Source organism: Streptomyces mangrovisoli, from assembly GCF_000974985.2.
GTDB lineage: Bacteria > Actinomycetota > Actinomycetes > Streptomycetales > Streptomycetaceae > Streptomyces > Streptomyces mangrovisoli.
Genome location: NZ_LAVA02000084.1, coordinates 23,777 through 40,297, shown reverse-complemented (window position 1 = coordinate 40,297; position 16,521 = coordinate 23,777). Strand labels below are relative to the sequence as shown.

The 16,521-nt window shown below is 73.7% G+C and carries 17 protein-coding genes; 12 read left to right on the top strand and 5 right to left on the bottom strand.

Annotated elements, in window-relative coordinates:
- Positions 1-16: 16 nt before the first annotated feature.
- From WN71_RS30130 to WN71_RS30120, 3 genes are all read right to left on the bottom strand, one after another.
- The gene (locus WN71_RS30130) at positions 17-499 is read right to left on the bottom strand and encodes a succinate dehydrogenase hydrophobic membrane anchor subunit (RefSeq protein WP_046584858.1); all 483 of its coding nucleotides are present in this window, start codon (positions 497-499) and stop codon (positions 17-19) included.
- Positions 500-504: 5 nt separating this feature from the next.
- Positions 505-885, bottom strand: coding sequence for a succinate dehydrogenase, cytochrome b556 subunit (gene sdhC, locus WN71_RS30125; RefSeq protein ID WP_079178220.1), 381 nt, complete (start codon positions 883-885; stop codon positions 505-507).
- Between the two features lie 408 nt (positions 886-1,293).
- On the bottom strand, positions 1,294-1,815 hold the full coding sequence (locus WN71_RS30120) for a 2-oxo-4-hydroxy-4-carboxy-5-ureidoimidazoline decarboxylase (RefSeq protein WP_276208139.1): 522 nt from the start codon (positions 1,813-1,815) through the stop codon (positions 1,294-1,296).
- Positions 1,816-1,969: 154 nt separating this feature from the next.
- On the opposite strand from WN71_RS30120, the gene WN71_RS30115 reads away from it, so the two are divergent.
- The 8 genes from WN71_RS30115 to WN71_RS42035 all read left to right on the top strand — a co-directional run bounded on the left by WN71_RS30115 (position 1,970) and on the right by WN71_RS42035 (position 9,839).
- Positions 1,970-3,616, top strand: a complete 1,647-nt coding sequence (locus WN71_RS30115; protein WP_046584861.1) for a beta-N-acetylhexosaminidase — start codon at positions 1,970-1,972, stop codon at positions 3,614-3,616.
- A 240-nt stretch (positions 3,617-3,856) separates the two neighbouring features.
- The gene (locus WN71_RS30110) at positions 3,857-4,423 is read left to right on the top strand and encodes a hypothetical protein (RefSeq protein WP_046584862.1); all 567 of its coding nucleotides are present in this window, start codon (positions 3,857-3,859) and stop codon (positions 4,421-4,423) included.
- Positions 4,424-4,594: 171 nt separating this feature from the next.
- Positions 4,595-5,017, top strand: a complete 423-nt coding sequence (locus WN71_RS30105) for a hypothetical protein (protein WP_206300177.1) — start codon at positions 4,595-4,597, stop codon at positions 5,015-5,017.
- Between the two features lie 59 nt (positions 5,018-5,076).
- Positions 5,077-6,555, top strand: a complete 1,479-nt coding sequence (locus tag WN71_RS30100) for a DHA2 family efflux MFS transporter permease subunit (RefSeq protein WP_046584863.1) — start codon at positions 5,077-5,079, stop codon at positions 6,553-6,555.
- Between the two features lie 168 nt (positions 6,556-6,723).
- Positions 6,724-7,452 carry an RNA polymerase sigma factor gene (locus tag WN71_RS30095; protein WP_079178219.1) on the top strand — a complete coding sequence of 243 codons (729 nt, stop codon included), beginning with the start codon at positions 6,724-6,726 and terminating at the stop codon, positions 7,450-7,452.
- Positions 7,445-7,645 (top strand): hypothetical protein, encoded by a 201-nt coding sequence (locus tag WN71_RS30090; RefSeq protein ID WP_046584864.1) that lies wholly within the window; start codon positions 7,445-7,447, stop codon positions 7,643-7,645. Before WN71_RS30095 ends, WN71_RS30090 begins: the two co-directional genes overlap by 8 nt.
- A 485-nt stretch (positions 7,646-8,130) precedes the next feature.
- Positions 8,131-8,793: an RNA polymerase sigma factor gene (locus tag WN71_RS30085; protein WP_046584865.1), complete on the top strand. Its 663-nt coding sequence runs from the start codon at positions 8,131-8,133 to the stop codon at positions 8,791-8,793.
- A complete protein-coding gene (locus tag WN71_RS42035; protein ID WP_052743015.1) occupies positions 8,793-9,839 on the top strand; it encodes a hypothetical protein in 1,047 nt (348 codons plus the stop codon). The genes WN71_RS30085 and WN71_RS42035 overlap by 1 nt, the downstream gene beginning before the upstream one ends.
- Before the next feature lie 308 nt (positions 9,840-10,147).
- Here WN71_RS42035 and WN71_RS30075 read toward each other — a convergent pair whose 3' ends face one another.
- On the bottom strand, positions 10,148-11,128 hold the full coding sequence (locus WN71_RS30075; RefSeq protein WP_079178218.1) for a L,D-transpeptidase family protein: 981 nt from the start codon (positions 11,126-11,128) through the stop codon (positions 10,148-10,150).
- A gap of 157 nt (positions 11,129-11,285) precedes the next feature.
- Between WN71_RS30075 and WN71_RS30070 the strand changes: the two genes are divergently transcribed.
- From WN71_RS30070 to leuE, 3 genes are all read left to right on the top strand, one after another.
- The gene (locus tag WN71_RS30070; RefSeq protein ID WP_046584866.1) at positions 11,286-12,866 is read left to right on the top strand and encodes an acyl-CoA mutase large subunit family protein; all 1,581 of its coding nucleotides are present in this window, start codon (positions 11,286-11,288) and stop codon (positions 12,864-12,866) included.
- Positions 12,867-12,958: 92 nt separating this feature from the next.
- Complete coding sequence (locus WN71_RS30065) at positions 12,959-13,537, top strand: Uma2 family endonuclease (protein ID WP_046584867.1); 579 nt, start codon at positions 12,959-12,961, stop codon at positions 13,535-13,537.
- Positions 13,538-13,612: 75 nt separating this feature from the next.
- Positions 13,613-14,269 carry a leucine efflux protein LeuE gene (gene leuE / locus WN71_RS30060; RefSeq protein ID WP_046584868.1) on the top strand — a complete coding sequence of 219 codons (657 nt, stop codon included), beginning with the start codon at positions 13,613-13,615 and terminating at the stop codon, positions 14,267-14,269.
- Here the strand turns inward: leuE and WN71_RS30055 are convergent.
- Positions 14,244-15,719 carry an FAD-dependent monooxygenase gene (locus tag WN71_RS30055; RefSeq protein ID WP_046584869.1) on the bottom strand — a complete coding sequence of 492 codons (1,476 nt, stop codon included), beginning with the start codon at positions 15,717-15,719 and terminating at the stop codon, positions 14,244-14,246. The two genes, leuE and WN71_RS30055, sit on opposite strands and share 26 nt — an antisense overlap.
- A 77-nt stretch (positions 15,720-15,796) precedes the next feature.
- Here WN71_RS30055 and WN71_RS30050 point away from each other — a divergent pair, with 77 nt between their 5' ends.
- The gene (locus WN71_RS30050) at positions 15,797-16,447 is read left to right on the top strand and encodes a TetR/AcrR family transcriptional regulator C-terminal domain-containing protein (protein WP_046584870.1); all 651 of its coding nucleotides are present in this window, start codon (positions 15,797-15,799) and stop codon (positions 16,445-16,447) included.
- The last annotated feature ends 74 nt before the right edge of the window (positions 16,448-16,521 follow it).

Here is a 16,521-nt window from a genome sequence, read left to right as displayed (position 1 = left end):
TCTCGCAGCCCCGTGCCTAGCGGATGTTCGGGTCGAAGGTGAAGATCACCAGCGTGCCCAGCAGGATGGTCCACACCGTGGCGGTGTACAGCAGGGCCTTCAGCCACATGCGCGAGGCGGGCCGCTCCGCGTAGTCGTTGATGACCGTGCGCAGGCCGTTGGCGCCGTGCAGCATCGCGAGCCACAGCATGGCGAGGTCCCAGACCTGCCACCAGGGCGAGGCCCAGCGGCCCGCGACGAACGCGAAGCCGACCTTGGACACGCCACCGTCCAGCACCAGCTGGATCAGCAGGTGGCCGAGGACCAGGACGACCAGCACCACGCCGGACAGGCGCATGAACAGCCAGGCGATCATCTCGAAGTTGCCGCGGGTGGACCGCGGGGTCTTCTTGGTGCGCCGGCGCGGGGCCTCGATCAGCGGGGCCGGGTTGTCGACGCCGTAGAAGGGCGCGCCTTCGACCGGTCCGATCCCGGAGGGGGTGGTTTCAGTGGTGGACATCGCGGTCAGCTCCCGAAGACGACACGAGCGGCGTGGCCGAGGACGGGGTAGATCGCGCCGGCCATCAGCACGACCCAGAGTCCGACGACGGACCAGAGCATCTGCTTCTGGTAGCGCGGGCCCTTCGACCAGAAGTCGACGGCGATGACGCGCAGGCCGTTGAGCGCGTGGAAGAGGATGGCGGCGACGAGGCCGTACTCCAGGCACGCGACGATCGGCGTCTTGTAGGTGGCTACGACCTTGTCGTAGTCCTCGGGTGAGACACGGACGAGTGCGGTGTCCAGCACATGGACGAACAGGAAGAAGAAGATGAGGACGCCGGTGACTCGGTGAGCCACCCAGGACCACATTCCTTCCCGTCCGCGGTACAGCGTTCCAGCCGGCACGGAAGAACCCTCCGGGAGCGGGGACTAGGGCCGCGCCGGCTTCACTGTCGGTCGGGCCCGGCCGGGTACGGTCCACCGGCCCCCAGCATCGTAGCCAGCCGCTGGCGCTGGGCTTACAGGGGGCCTACCTGTGTGATCAAACTGGCACGCGTTCGGGTGAGCGGTACGGCGCCCGGACCCGCCCGAACGGCCCGGCGGCCCGACCTGCGGACGCGTTCGCACTCCGGGCGTGGCGACGGCCCCGCGGGGGACGGAATCGGCGCGAGCGGGCGAAAGGGACGCGGTGGTTCAGCCGCCTGGGGCCGGTGGTTCAGCACCCCGGCGCGGTGGTCCAGCACCCCGGCGCGGTCGCACGGCCGCCCCGGCGGGGTCGCTCGGCCGCCCGGCGAGGTCGCCCGGCACGGCTGCTCAGCCCCCCGGCGTGGTGGCCGGTTCGTCCGAGGGGCGGGGCAGGCGGGGAGCGGGTGCGGACGCCGTGGACCGCAGCGTCCCGGCCAGCCGGGACCGGGCCAGGCGGCGCAGCTGCTCCGCCGCCACCACGCGCTCCTCCTCGGGATCGTTCGCCAATCGTGACCGGATGCCGGTGAGCACATGGTCGAGGGCGTGGCGGGGATCCACCCCGTCGAGCGCCACAACGAACACGTGTCCGAATCGGGTCTCGTAGGCGGCGTGCGCCGCGCTCAGCGCCGTATGGGCCGCGAAGTAGGTGCCCGCGGGCAGCGCCGGCAGGGACTCGCCGGCGAGCGCCTCCGCGATGTCGCCCGCGGTCATGTCGTACGCCGCCTCGTCCGACGCGGCGAGGAGCGAGTCCAGGTCCGGGTAGGGGCGGTGGGCCACTATCCGGCGCGCCCAGTGGCGGCTGCGCAGGCAGGACAGCACCATGCGGTGCGCCTCGGCGGCGGGAGCGGAGTTCAGATCGGTGAGCGTCACGTGAGTGCCGGCAGGGGATGCTGTGTGCAAAGTGATCTCACGCTATCGACACCGGTCAGTACCTGTCCGACGGATGCCCGAATTTCACCCGGACGAGAGGACTTCGCGTCACGAGGTGGACGAGCCGTGCGCCGGGCGGGCTTAGGTTGGTCCGGTGAGTCAGCACAGGCGCCGACGGCCGGCGAAGAAGAAGGTGAAGCAGCGCAACGCCATCGTCGCCGGGGCGTTGGCCGCGACCGTCGCCCTCGGGATCGGCATCGCCCTCGCGGCCGGCGGCGGCGACGGCGGGTCACCGGACGGCGCCACCCGGGCCTCCGGCGCCGGGTCCGCGGCCTCGCGGAGCGGCTCCGGCGCCGCGAGCCCGTCGCCGACCCGCAGCTACCCGCTCTCCACCACCCCGCAGGTCATCCCGGCCGTGCGCGCCCACACCCCGGCGCACGGCCCCGGCTGGCGGCCCGCGCACGGCGAGCGGGTGGTCGTGACCGACGCCCGGCTCGCCGACGAGGGGCGGCTGATCGCCCAGGAGCTGGGCCTCACCTACGCCGGCGAGAAGAAGGACGCCCGCGCCGGCGACGTACGCCTCGCGATCGCGGGCGGCGGGAACGCCGAGTCGTACACCATGACCGTGCGCGGCGGCCGGGTCGACATCACCGGACCCACCGACACGGGCGTCTTCTACGGCACCCGCACCCTCAAGCAGGAGGTGCACGGCTCCGCCGCCGCCCCGGAGGGCGTGGTGCGCGACCAGCCGGCCAAGCCGGTGCGCGGCTTCATGCTGGACATCGCGCGCAAGCCGTTCACCGCGTCCTGGATCGAGGACCGGGTGCGCGAGCTGGGCGACCTCAAGTTCAACGAGCTCGGCCTGCACTTCTCCGACGACCAGGGCTTCCGCATCGAGTCCGACACCCACCCCGAGATCGTCTCCGCGGACCATCTCACCAAGGCCGAGGTGCGGCGGATCGTGGCCCTCGCGGCGTCCCGGCACATCACCGTCGTGCCCGAGATCGACTCGCCCGGCCACCTCGGCGCCGTCCTCGCCGCCCACCCGGACCTGCAACTGCGCAACGCCTCGGGCACGCCCACGCGCGGCGCGATCGACATCTCGAACGCCAAGTCCGCCACCGTCCTCGACGACCTCCTCGACGAGTACGCGAGCCTGTTCCCGGGCGGCGAGTGGCATCTCGGCGGCGACGAGTACCAGGCCCTCACGGTCAGCGACCCGCAGGCGTCCTACCCGCAGCTCGCGGCCGCCGCGCGCAGCGCCTACGGCTCCGGCGGCAACGTCGCCGACCTGACCACGGGCTGGCTCAACGACCGCGCCTCGACCGCCCGCGCCCACGACCGCACCCTGCGGGTCTGGAACGACGGCTTCTTCCGCAGCAGTTCCGTGCAGCCCGCCAAGGACCTCCAGGTCGCCTACTGGACCGGCAAGGAGTTCGGCGCCCGGCTGCCCACGGAGTACCTCGCCGCCGGGCGCAAGGTCGTCAACTACAACGACGAGTACCTCTACTACGTCCTCGGCGAGCCGCAGACCTTCGTCTACCCGACGGGCGAGCGCATCTACGAGCAGTGGAACCCGCGGGTGCTGCGCGGCACGACCGCCGTCTCCGCGCGCTACGACTCCCAGATCCTCGGCGGCACCTTCGCCGTCTGGTGCGACCTGGCGAACTCGCAGACCCAGGACCAGGTCGCCGCGGGCATCCGGATGCCGCTGCGCGCCACCGTCCAGAAGCTCTGGGACCCGGGGCGGCCGGCGATGTCCTGGAGCGCCTTCGAGAAGCTGGCGGACCGGCTGGGCTGAGGGCCTGTCCCGATGGTCCCGTTCGTCCTCCCGGTTCCGTTCGTCCCCCGCCCGGCGTGGAGATCCGGTGAGGGTCGCCCGTTATTCCCGCGGATCGGGCGTTGCCGACCCGTTGGCCGAAAACCACTTCTTCCGTATGCTCGGGCGCCTTGGTGCGGTGCCCTGTGACACTCGGGCGCCGTCGCACGCAGTAAGGGGAAGTGCGGGCTCCGTTAGGGCGCCCTGGCAAGGGAGACGTTGATGAGCCTGGTAAACCTGATCGCTCAGGCCGACGAGCGAGGGCTGGCCGCCAGCGGGTTGGCTTGTTTGGATCGGTGCGTCCCCCTGCTGGGCGGCGACGACGAGATCCTGCGTCCGCTGTGGGCGAGCCTCTCCCCGGGCGCGGCCGACACCGACTGGGGCAGCTCGCTGGAGCAGGCGCGGGAGAAGCTCGCCGCGGCCGAGGGCGTGGACGCGGACGGCGACGAGGCCGCGCGGCTCGCCCACCGGATGCTGGAGACCGCCCCCGCCGAGCCCGCCGGCGAGCAGCTGCGCCTGTGGGCGGACGCCTGCTCCGTCGCCGCGCTCCAGATCCACCGGCTGCTCGACCCCGCCGAGAACGCGAACGAATGCGTCGACTCCCGGCGCGAGGGCCGTACCGAGGACATGTCGCCGCTCGTCGCCGCGGAGCTGCGCCGTCAGGTCACCGTCCTCGAACTGCTCGCCGAGCACGGCGCGGGCGCCCTGCGCCGGGCCCTGGAGATCTCCGTGGAGGGCCGCCGGGTGCTGCGCGCGGTCGTCTCCCGCCGGGCCCGCTCGCAGGGCTGAGGACCCGTCCGCGGCTCACGTGTGACGGTCCTGCGGGAAGCTGGGGCGGTCCTGCGCCGGTTGCCGCCCCGGGCCGGAAGGCGGGTGACGAAACCGCCCGCGACCTGGATCTTCTCTGGTGTGACCAGTGTGACGACTGTGACGACCGCCCTGACCGCCTCGATCGTCCCGATCGCCCCGACCGGTAGGGACACCGCGACCGCGCCCCGGGCCGGAAGGCCGCACGCCGCGGCGAAACCGGTGCGCTGGGCCGCGGACATCGTGTCCGTGATGCGCGAGGGCGCGCGGCTGCGCCTCGACCACTCGGCCCAGAGCCTGTGGCGGGTCGACCGGGTGATCGACGACCTGCGCCGCGAGGGCGCCCCGTACCCGGCCGTGGCGCGCGTGCTGCGCGGCTTCGGCGCCTACGCCGGTGAGGTGATCGTGCGTCAGGCCGGCGGCGAGTGGTGGGCCACCGGCGCCGAGCACTGGGTCCGCACGCCCGAGGGCCGGCTGTGGGACCCCATCGAGGAGGCTCGGCGCTGCTTCGGCGGGCACGGCTCGCTGCGGCTGCTGTGCCGGGAGGCGGCGGCGTCGGCAAAATCGGCGCAATGACGCCCCGATAAGAGACGCGACCGTTCCCAAATCCCGTACGGCGGGAGCACGATGAGGGCATGGCCGACAACCGTCGTTGGTGGGCGCTGGTCGTCATAGCGCTCGCCCAGCTGATGGTCGTGCTCGACATGACCATCGTGAACATCGCCCTGCCCTCCGCCCAGTCCGCGCTGCACATGTCGGACGGGAACCGGCAGTGGGTCATCACCGCCTACACACTCGCCTTCGGCGGCCTCCTCCTGCTGGGCGGCCGCGTGGCCGACCTCGCGGGCCGCCGGAACACCTTCATGATCGGACTGCTCGGCTTCGCCGCGGCGTCCGCGCTCGGCGGCGCCGCCGTCAACTCCGGGACCCTGTTCGCCGCGCGGGCGCTCCAGGGCGTCTTCGCGGCACTGCTCGCCCCCTCCGCGCTGTCGCTGCTCGCGACGACGTTCACCGATCCCAGGGACCGTGGCAAGGCGTTCGGCATCTTCGGTGCCATCGTCGGCGCGGGCGCCGCGATCGGGCTGCTCGCGGGCGGCTTCCTCACCCAGTACCTCGACTGGCGCTGGTGCCTGTACGTCAACGTGCCCATCGCGCTGGCCGCGTTCCTCGGCGCGCTCACGCTGCTCGCGCCCGGCGAGCGGCACCCCGACGCCCGGCTCGACGTGCCCGGCGCGCTGCTCGGCTCGGCCGGAATGCTCTCGCTGGTCTACGGCTTCTCCGAGGCCGAGTCCCGCGGCTGGCACGACGCCCTGGTGCTGTCGCTGCTCACGGCCGGGGTGGTGCTGCTCGCCGGGTTCGGCTTCTGGCAGACCCGGGCCCGGGTGGCGCTGCTGCCGATGTCGGTGGTGAAGGACCGTCAGCGGATCGGCGCGTTCCTGACCACGCTGCTGGTCACCATCGGCATGTTCGGCGTCTTCCTCTTCCTCACCTACTACATGCAGGGCGTGCTCGGGTACTCCCCGGTGAAGACCGGCGTCGCCTATCTGCCGGTCACGGTCGGCATGGTGACCGGCTCCACGCAGATTGCGGCCCGGCTGCTGAACCGGGTGCCGCCGCGGCTGCTGCTGGTGCCCGGTCTGCTGCTCGCCGCGGGCGCGCTCGCGATCATCGCCCAGATCGGCGTGGAGCCGGCGTACGCCTCGCACGTCCTGCCCGGGATGCTGATGCTCGGCCTCGGCATGGGTACGGCGATGATGACCTCGGTGTCGCTGGCGACCGGCGGCGTGGCGCCCCGGGACTCGGGTGCCGCGTCGGCGACCTTCAACACCGCCCAGCAGGTGGGCGGTTCGATCGGTACGGCGCTGCTCAACACCATCGCGGCGTCGGCCACCACCCGCTATGTCGAGGCCCACGCGGGCCGCGCCGCCGGGAGCGGGCGGCGCCTGGTCCAGGCGGAGGCCACGGTCCACGGCTTCAACGTGGCCACCTGGTGGGCGATGGGTGCGCTGCTGCTCGCCGCCCTGATCGCCGGTCTGGTGGTGAACGTGGACCGGGCCCCGGCCCTCCAGGCGCGGCCCGCGCCGACTCCGGAGGCCGTGGAGTCGCACAGCTGACGTAGCGTCAGAACAAGCCAGGGCGCCGCCCGTTCACGGGACCTCGGTCCGGTGGGCGGGCGGCGCCTCGCTGTGACACTTCCGTCCGGCCCGGCGCTGATGACCATGGGGCGTGCCCGCGGGCGCGGTCCACCGCGGACTCGGTACCGACACGGACGAGGACACTTCGTGGGCCAGGGAGGCGAACCCCGCCGCGCGCAGCCGTACGACGGTGACCTCGGCGCGGCCGTCGCGCGGGCCCAGGAGGGCGACGAGACGGCGTTCGCGGCCGTGTACCGCCTCGTGCAGCCGGGCCTGCTCGGCTATCTGCGCGGACTGGTCGGCGACCCGGACGCGGAGGACGTGGCGGCCGACGCCTGGCTGGAGATCGCCCGCGACCTCGGCCGGTTCCGCGGCGACGGGGCCGGCTTCCGCGGCTGGAGCGCGACCATCGCCCGGCATCGCGCCCTGGACCATCTGCGGCGCGGCCGGGCCCGGCCGGGGCTGGCGCCGCCGACGCCGGAACTGCTCGAACTGCCCGGCCCGCACGACACGTACGTCCAGGCCATGGAGGCCCTGTCCACCGACCGGGCGCTCGCCCTGGTCCGCGAACTGCCGCCGGACCAGGCGGAGGCGGTGCTGCTGCGGGTGGTCGTCGGCCTCGACGGCCCCGCCGCGGCCCGGGTGCTCGGCAAGCGCCCCGGCGCCGTCCGCACCGCCGCCCACCGGGGCCTCAGGCGCCTGGCCCGGCGCCTGGGGGTGGAGGGGGAGGGCGGGAGCGAGGAGCCGGCGCCTGAGCGGGAGGCGGGGTCCGACGGGCGCGCCGGGCCTGGGTCCGATGGGCGAGCCGGGCCTGGGTCCGATGGGCGAGCGGGTGTGGGTCCGATGGATGAGGGGGGCGGAGAAGGCGATGGATGAGCGGCAGGGGGCCGGCCCCGTCGGGTTCGAGCGGCTGCTCGGTCATGCGCTGCGCGAGCCCGCCGTGGACCGCGAGGCGGCCGCGCGGGCGCTCGCCGCGTTCCGCGACGCGCGGGACAGCGGGGCGCACCGGGTGCGGCCCCGCCGCCGGGACGACTGGCGGCCGGGCGAGCGGCGGCTTTCCGGCCGATGACGAAGCCGATAGCGAGGCCGACGACGAGGCCGACGACGAAGCCGATGACGAAGCCGATGACGGATCGGGACGGCACGGGTGCGAAACGGGCGCCCGGGGAAGGGCGGTCGCGGGTCCCCGGGTCCGGCCACGCGGCCGGGGCGGGTGCGAGGTGAGCGCTCTCATCGCGCCGGTGATGTGAGCGCTCCCACCGGGCAGGAGGGGAAAGGGTGCCGCCAAGGCAACGGCCGGGGCCGCCACCCCCCACAGGAGAGGCCCCGGCCGTCGCGCGGCACGGGCCGCGCGGCGGCCCGTACTTCCTACAGCGCCATGAGTGCGTTTTCTGTCACACCCCGCCCCGTCCCGCATTGGTTGAGTCTTGTACGGACATGGACGAGCAGCGGTTTCACGCCGTAACGTGCCTTTCGCGCCGGGCGCGGGACGGCCGATCCCCCGGAGACGGCGACCGCAACGAGTCATTCACAGGCGCAAGAGGGGCATGCGGGGTGCTGGGGGACGACGCGGAGCTGACCGCCGCGGTGCTTGCGGCACAGGACGGGGACGAGACCGCGTTCCGGACTGTGTACCGCGCTGTGCATCCGCGCCTGCTCGGATATGTCCGCACGCTGGTCGGTGACCCGGACGCCGAGGACGTCGCGTCCGAGGCGTGGCTGCAGATCGCCCGCGACCTGGAACGCTTCTCCGGCGACGCGGACCGGTTCCGCGGCTGGGCCGCCCGGATCGCCCGCAACCGCGCGCTCGACCACATACGGATGCGCGGCCGCCGCCCCGCGATAGGCGGTGACGAAACGGAACTGACCGGCCGCGCCGCCGAGTCCGACACCGCGGGCGAGGCCATCGAGGCGCTGACCACCGACAGCACCCTCTCCCTCATCGCCCAACTGCCCCAGGACCAGGCCGAGGCGGTCGTCCTGCGGGTGGTCGTGGGCCTGGACGCCAAGACCGCGGCGGAGACCCTCGGCAAGCGCGCCGGCGCCGTACGGACCGCGGCGCACCGGGGTCTGAAGCGGCTCGCCGAACTGCTCGGAGCCGATCCGGAATCCGCCGGTGTGCTCGACGCGTTGCCGCCCCAGCGGGAACGGCGACCACGTGCGGTGACGTCCACCACTGTGACGCATCCGCGGACGCGGACGCAGAAGGACATGTGATGGCCGACGAGCAGTACAGATGGCTGGACCGCGCGACCGCGGAGCGGTTGCTGCGCGGCGAGCCCCTGGACCCCGTCGATGTGACTTTCCGTGACCAGGCCGAACGGCTCGCCGGAGCCCTCGGCGCGCTGGCCGTGCCGGACGCCGAGGAGGGCGCCGAACTTCCTGGTGAGGCCTCCGCGCTGGCCGCGTTCCGCAAGGTGCGCGAGGCTCGCGCCGGCGACCCGCTGGCCGCCGGCCACGGCGTCACCGGCCCCCGTAACCGGGTCGCCGACGCGGGCCTGGTGCGACTCGGCGTCCCCGGCGGCCGCGGTGTGCGTCGCCGGTCGCGCTGGGGCCGCCCGGTGCGCTTCGCCCTCGGGGCCGCGCTCGCCTTCGGCACGGTCGGCGGGGTCGCGGTCGCGGCCGGTACCGGGGTGCTGCCGACGCCGTTCGTGGACCAGAAGCCCGGCCGCCCCGCCTCCTCCGTCTCGGCCGCGGACCGGCCCGGCCGCCCGTCGGCCTCGCCGTCCGAGGATGCCGTGACCGGCCCCGGGTCCGGCCTGCCGCTCTCCGGCGGCGTGACGGGCGCCCCCTCCGCCGGCGCGTCCCCCGCCCCGACGGGCACCGACACGCCCGGCTCCACCCCGTCCGGCGGCCCGGAGCCCAGCGGCCGCGCGTCGGCCGGCAACTGGCCCGGGACCACCGCGGCCTGCCGGGCCGTCAGGGACGGCAAGCGGCTCGACGCGGACCGCAAGCGCACCCTGACCAGCCTGGCGGGCGGCTCCGGCCGGGTGTGGCGGTTCTGCCGCGGGGTGCTGGAGGCCGCAGGTGAGAGCGTGCAGTCCGGCGGCCACGACGACGGCCAGGGCGGCGACGGGCAGGACGGCGGCGGCCAGGACGACCAGGGCGGGAGCGGCGACGACGACGGGCACCTGGCCCCGGGCGGGCACCACGGCAGCGGCGTCGTCGCCACCCCCGAGGCGACGGCCGTCGCCCCGGCGACCCGGGAGGCCGTGCCGACCACCCCCGTCCCGGAGCCGGACACCTCCTACACGCCGCTCTGACCTGCCCCGTACGCCGCGCCGACCGGCTCTGCACGCCGCGCTGACCTGCCCCGCACACCGCGCCGACCGGCTTTACACGCCGCGCTGACCTGCGGAAACGCGAGTCTCGGACATTTTCTGGAAATTCCCGGCCGCCGGGTGTGACGTTTCCGCCGACTACGGCGCAGTAGTAAGTGAGCCGACTGGTCATCGGCTTCGCACAGAGCCGGGGTTCCCCCCGTACCTACGGCTCGTGCACACGGCGCGGGCGGGACACGTTCCCCCGGTCCCGCCCGCGCCCCGAACTCTTCTCCCCGCACGCGGGTTCCTCACCAGTACACGACGACCTTGTCGCCGACCCGTACCTGGTCGAACAGCCGGCTCACGGCCGCCTGGTCGCGGACGTTCACGCAGCCGTGCGAACCACCGGCGTATCCCCGGGCCGCGAAGTCGTAGGAATAGTGCACGGCTTGGCCGCCGCTGAAGAACATCGCGTACGGCATCGGGGAGTTGTAGAGCGTCGACACGTGGTGCAGCGACTTCCAGTAGACGTGGAAGACGCCCTCCCGGGTAGGGGTGTACTGCGCGCCGAAGCGGACGGACATCGTCGACACGGTGCGTCCGTCGATCATCCAGCGCAGGGTGCGGGTGGTCTTGTCGATGCACAGCACCCGCCCGGACAGGCAGCGGGCGTCGGGGGCTCCGGCCGGCTGGCCGCCCATCAGATACAGCTCCCACTTGCCCGGGGTGTGGGTCATCTTGAGCAGCCGCTGCCAGGTGACCGTGTCGGTCCGGCCGGTGCGCGGCAGCCCGCGCTTGCCCTGGAAGCCCTTGACCGCGTCCTCGGTCAGGTCGTCGTAGCTCCCGGTGGGGCCGTCGAAGAGCCAGCCGACCTGGCGCAGCCGGGCCTGGAGCTCGCGCACCCCCTTGCCGCTGTCGCCGCGGGACCACAGCACCTTCGCGCTCGCCGGGGTGCCCGAGCCCGTCGTGGCCGTGGCCGAGGGGGTGCTGGTGGCGGGGGCGGTCGAGGAAGGCCGCGCGGTCGGCAGGGAGATGTGGACGGGGGAGGTGTGCTTGGCGTCGGCGTCGGTGGGCTGGACCGTGCAGCCCGCGCCGAGGGCGACGAGTGCGGCGGCGCAGGCGAGCGCGGCGCCCGGCCCGCCACGCCGGCCCGCCACGGCGCCGCCGCCCGCCCGCGCGACCTCGCCGAAGCCGACGCCGGCACCATCGCCCGCGGTCCCGCCCCGGCCCGCGCTCCCGTCCCCGCCCGTGCCGCCGTCGACCCCCACGACCGTGCCCCTGGTACGCATCCGGCTCCCCGTCGTCTCACGCGTCACGGCCGTGTCCCGCCGTCCGTCCCCCTGATGTTTCCCCCCGGGTGACCGCCGCCGAACTACCGGGCATGGTGGTGAGGGAGAGCGCGGCGCGCCCGACCCGGCGGGCCGCCGAGGACCGCGGAGGCAGACCATGGTGCGCGAGTCGGAGTCGGGACTGCCCGTCGAACCGGTCTACGGGCCGGACGCCCTGGCGGGCTGGGACGCCGCGCGGCAGCTGGGCGAGCCGGGCGCCTACCCCTTCACCCGGGGCGTGTACCCGACCATGTACACCGGCCGCCCCTGGACCATGCGCCAGTACGCCGGCTTCGGCACCGCGACCGAGTCCAACGCCCGCTACCAGCGGCTGATCGCGAACGGCACCACGGGCCTGTCGGTCGCCTTCGACCTGCCGACCCAGATGGGCCACGACTCCGACGCGCCGCTCGCGCACGGCGAGGTCGGCAAGGTCGGGGTGGCGGTCGACTCGGTCGAGGACATGCGGGTGCTGTTCGACGGCATCCCCCTGGACCAGGTCTCCACGTCCATGACGATCAACGCCCCGGCCGCGCTGCTGCTGCTCATGTACCAGCTGGTCGCCGAGGAGCAGGGCGTCGCCGCCGGCCGGCTCACCGGCACGGTCCAGAACGACATCCTCAAGGAGTACATCGCGCGCGGGACGTACATCTTCCCGCCGAAGCCCTCGCTGCGGCTGGTCGCGGACCTCTTCAAGTACTGCCGCGCCGAGATCCCGAGGTGGAACACGATCTCCATCTCCGGCTACCACATGGCCGAGGCCGGGGCGTCGCCCGCGCAGGAGATCGCCTTCACCCTCGCCGACGGCATCGAGTACGTCCGCACCGCGGTCGCGGCCGGCATGGACGTCGACGACTTCGCGCCGCGCCTGTCGTTCTTCTTCGTCGCCCGTACGACCCTCCTGGAGGAGGTCGCCAAGTTCCGCGCGGCGCGGCGGGTCTGGGCGCGGGTCATGCGGGAGGAGTTCGGCGCGCGCGACCCGAAGTCGTGGATGCTGCGCTTCCACACCCAGACGGCGGGCGTCCAGCTGACCGCGCAGCAGCCGGAGGTGAACCTGGTGCGGGTCGGCGTGCAGGCGCTGGCCGCGGTGCTCGGCGGCACGCAGTCGCTGCACACCAACTCCTTCGACGAGGCGATCGCGCTGCCCACCGACAGGTCCGCCCGGCTCGCCCTGCGCACCCAGCAGGTCCTCGCCCACGAGACGGACCTGACGGCGACGGTGGACCCGTTCGCGGGGTCGTACGTCGTCGAGAGCATGACCGACGACGTGGAGGCGGCCGCCGTCGACCTGATGCGCCGGGTCGAGGACCTCGGCGGCGCGGTCGCGGCCATCGAACAGGGCTTCCAGAAGGGCGAGATCGAACGCAACGCCTACCGCATCGCCCAGGAGCAGGACTCCGGCGAGCGGGTCGTCGTGGGCGTCAACCGCTTCCGCCTCGACGAGGAGGAGCCGTACGAGCCGCTGCGCGTCGACCCCGCCATCGAGGCCCGCCAGGCCGAACGCCTGACGCGGTTGCGCGCGGAGCGCGACGGCCGGGCGGTGGACGCGGCCCTGACCGCCCTGCGCAAGGCGGCCGGGGGCGAGGACAACGTGCTCCCCCCGATGAAGGAGGCCCTGCGCGCCCGCGCCACGGTCGGCGAGGTCTGCGACGCGCTGCGGGACGTGTGGGGGACATACACACCCACGGACACCTTCTGACCTGGGTGATTCCTTCGTACGAGGGAACGAGGGCGGAAGCCGCACCCGCCCGGTTGCTCTCGTGGAGAGTGACCCCTGAAAAGGAGGATGCCGTGGCCGTACTGCAGCACGAGCTGACGTTGGGCGAAGCCGCCGACCTGCTCTCCCGTGCACTGCCTGGGCACCGCGTGGAGATTCTCCAGGGGAGGCTCACTGTGACACCACCGCGGGACGGCTCGCACGCGCTGTCGCTGACTAAGCTGGGCAGGGCTTTCGACCGCGCAGGAATCGTGGAGGCGGGACTTGAGTACGTCCAGGGCGTCGGCCTCTGGCTGCCCACGCTCGCCGCCGACTTCGCGATCCCCGACTTCTCGATCGTCGACGAGGACTTCCGCGACGCGCTCGTCCAGAGGAACTGCTACGCCCCGAACGTCTTCCGCATGGTCGTCGAGGTGACCTCGGCGAACTGGTCCGACGACCTCGGCCCGAAGGTCGAGTGCTACGCCGAGGCCGGGGTCCCCGTCTACGTCGTGGTCGACCGCAAGCACGACGAGGTCCTGCTCCACCGCGACCCGGTGAACGGCAAGTACCCGGCCCCCGAGCGCTACAAGCGGGGCCAGAGCGTCCCGGTCCCCGAATCCGTCGGCGTCACCCTGGAACTCCCCGTGGACACCCTCCTCGACGGCGACTGACCAGGCGGCCTGCCGGGCGACTGACCCGCGAGACGCCCTCCCGGATTGTCCGAGGCCCGTGCGACACTCCATCCCATGTTCGGTGTCATCGACCTCCCCACCTATCTGGCGGGACTTGTCCTGATCGTGCTGCTGCCCGGTCCCAACTCGCTCTACGTCCTGTCCGTGGCCGCCCGCCGCGGCGTGCGCGCGGGCTACACGGCCGCGGCCGGCGTCTGGTGCGGCGACACCGTGCTCATGACGCTGTCGGCGGCCGGCGTCGCCTCGCTGCTCCAGGCGAACGCGGTGCTGTTCGGGATCGTGAAGTACGCGGGCGCCGGATATCTGACCTGGCTCGCGGTCGGGATGCTGCGCGCCGCCCGCGGGATGTGGCGCGACCGCCGCGAGCGGCTCGCCGAGGAGGTCGCCCAGGAGGCGGCCGCGCCCGCGCAGGAACGGCCGTTCCGCCGCGCCCTGGTGGTCAGCCTGTTCAACCCGAAGGCGATCTTGTTCTTCGTGGCGTTCTTCGTCCAGTTCGTGGACCGCAGCTATGGGCACCCGGCGCTGTCGTTCCTCGTGCTCGGCACGTTCGCGCAGATCGCCAGCTGCCTCTACCTGACCGCGCTGATATTCGGCGGCACCCGGCTCGCCGCCGCCTTCCGCCGCCGCAAGCGGCTCGCGGCGACGGCGACCTCGGCCGCGGGCGCGCTGTTCCTCGGCTTCGCGGTCAAGCTGTCGCTGGCGAGCGTGTAGCGCCCGGCGCCTCCGCTACGACCCCGTCCCGTCGCAACCCGATCCGGTCCAGACGGGCGGCGAGTCCGGCCGCCGTGTCGCCCGCCCAGCCGACGTACCCGTCCGGCCGCACCAGCAGCAGCCCGCTGCCGTAGGGATCGACCGCGCTGCCGCGCACCACGCGCACCCCGTCGGGGACGCCGGGTGCCTCGGTGTCCAGGGCGAGCAGCGTCCAGTGCGGGCCGCGGAAGGCGTCCACGAGCCGGACGCCGCCGATCACCGCGTCGGGCGCGCGCTCGCCCGCCCGCACGCCGGACGGCCGTGCCCGGGTCTCCTCCGTGAGCGAGGAGCCGGGGTAGCCGAGGCCCAGCTGCCGGGTGGCCTTCCCGCGCCGGGCCTGGTCGCGGTGGATGGCGGTGGACAGCCCGAGGACGTGGGCGGCGACCGGCCGGCGTTCCTCCTCGTAGGTGTCGAGCAGCGCCTCGGGCGCCTCGCCGCGCAGCACGGCGGCGAGCTTCCAGCCCAGGTTGTAGGCGTCCTGGACGCCGGTGTTGAGGCCCTGGCCGCCCGCGGGGGAGTGCACGTGCGCCGCGTCCCCGGCGAGCAGGACCCGCCCGGCGCGGTAGCGGTCCGCGAGGGCCGCTCGGGGCCGGAAGGCGGACGCCCAGTGCACCTCCGTCACGTCGTCGGCGGCGAGATGGGTGCGGGCGCCGACCACCGCGCGGACGCCGTCGAGGCTCAGGTCGATGTCGGTCCCGTCCGGGAACTGGGCGACCAGCTGGAAGTACGGGGTGCCGGCGAGCGGGCAGAGCGCGGCGAACCCGGCGCCCTCGCCGGACGGCGGGAAGATGTGCCAGTGGCCGCGGTCCAGGCCCGCCACCCGTACGTCCGCCACCAGGAACGGGTCGGGGTCGACCGTCTCGCCGTCCATGGCGATGCCCAGCGCCCGCCGCAGCACCGAGCGGCCGCCGTCCGCGGCCACCGCGTAGCGGGCCCGGACGGCGGGCCCGGCCGCGAAGCGCACGCCGACGCCGTCGGCGTCCTGGTCCAGGCCGACGGCCTCCCGGCCGAAGGCGACCTCGCCGCCGAGCTCCCTCAGGCGCGCGAGCAGGATCTCCTGGGTGCGCCACTGCGCCACCATCAGCGGCTCCCGGTACGCCGAATGCTCCTCGCCGTCCTCGTCCGGGTCCCACATCGCATGTTCGCCCTGCCGCACGCCGTCGGCCCAGATCATCCCGACCGGATAGCCGCCGCCCGCCGCGCGCAGCGCGTCGATCACCCCGAGGTCGTCGAAGACCTCCTGGGTCCGCGGCTGAAGTCCCTTGCCGCGCGAGCCGGGGGCGGTGCCCTCGCCCCGCTCCACCACCAGCGCGTCCACCCCGCGCCGGGCGAGGTCCACCCCGAGCGTCAGGCCGGTCGGCCCCGCGCCCACGATCAGGACGTCCACATCCGTACGTACGCCCACACTCATGATCCACTCTCCTTAACGCCATTAAGTGCTGCCTTCGAGCGTGCCCTTAACGGCGTTAAGGTGTCAAGCTTGCCCGCGTGAGCACGGAACGACGGACCCCACTCGACCGCAAGCGCGTCGCCGACACGGCCCTGAAGCTGCTGAACGAGACCGGCCTCGACGGGCTGACCCTGCGGGCCATCGCGACGGCGCTCGACGTGAAGGCGCCCGCCCTGTACTGGCACTTCAAGGACAAGCAGGCGCTGCTCGACGAGATGGCCACCGAGATGTACCGGCGGATGGTCGCCGGGGCCGTCCTCGACCCCGCCGACACCTGGGTCCGGCGCCTCACGGTGATGAACCGCAGCCTGCGCGCCGCGCTCCTCGGCTACCGCGACGGCGCCCGCGTCTTCAGCGGCTCCCGCTTCACCGGCGTCGACCACGCCGTCGAGATGGAGCAGAACCTGGCCCTGCTCACCGGCGCGGGCTTCACCCTCGTCCAGGCGGTCCGGGCGACCACCACGGCGTACTCGTACACCATCGGATTCGTCGTCGAGGAGCAGGCCGTCAAGCCGCTCCCCGACGAGCGCACCGCCGGCTACGACCTCGACGAACGGGCCCGGCTGCTCGCCCGGTTCCCCCTGTCGGCCGAGGCCGGCACCGAACTGTTCGACCGCCACGACGAGGGCTTCGAGGAGGGCCTGGCGCTGATCGTGGCGGGCGTGGGGGTGCGCTACGGCGTCTCCTAGGAGCCGTGTCGCCGGGCGGAGGGGGATGTCATGCCGAGTTCACCTGGAGGTCGGCGTGAGGACGCGTCCGGGCG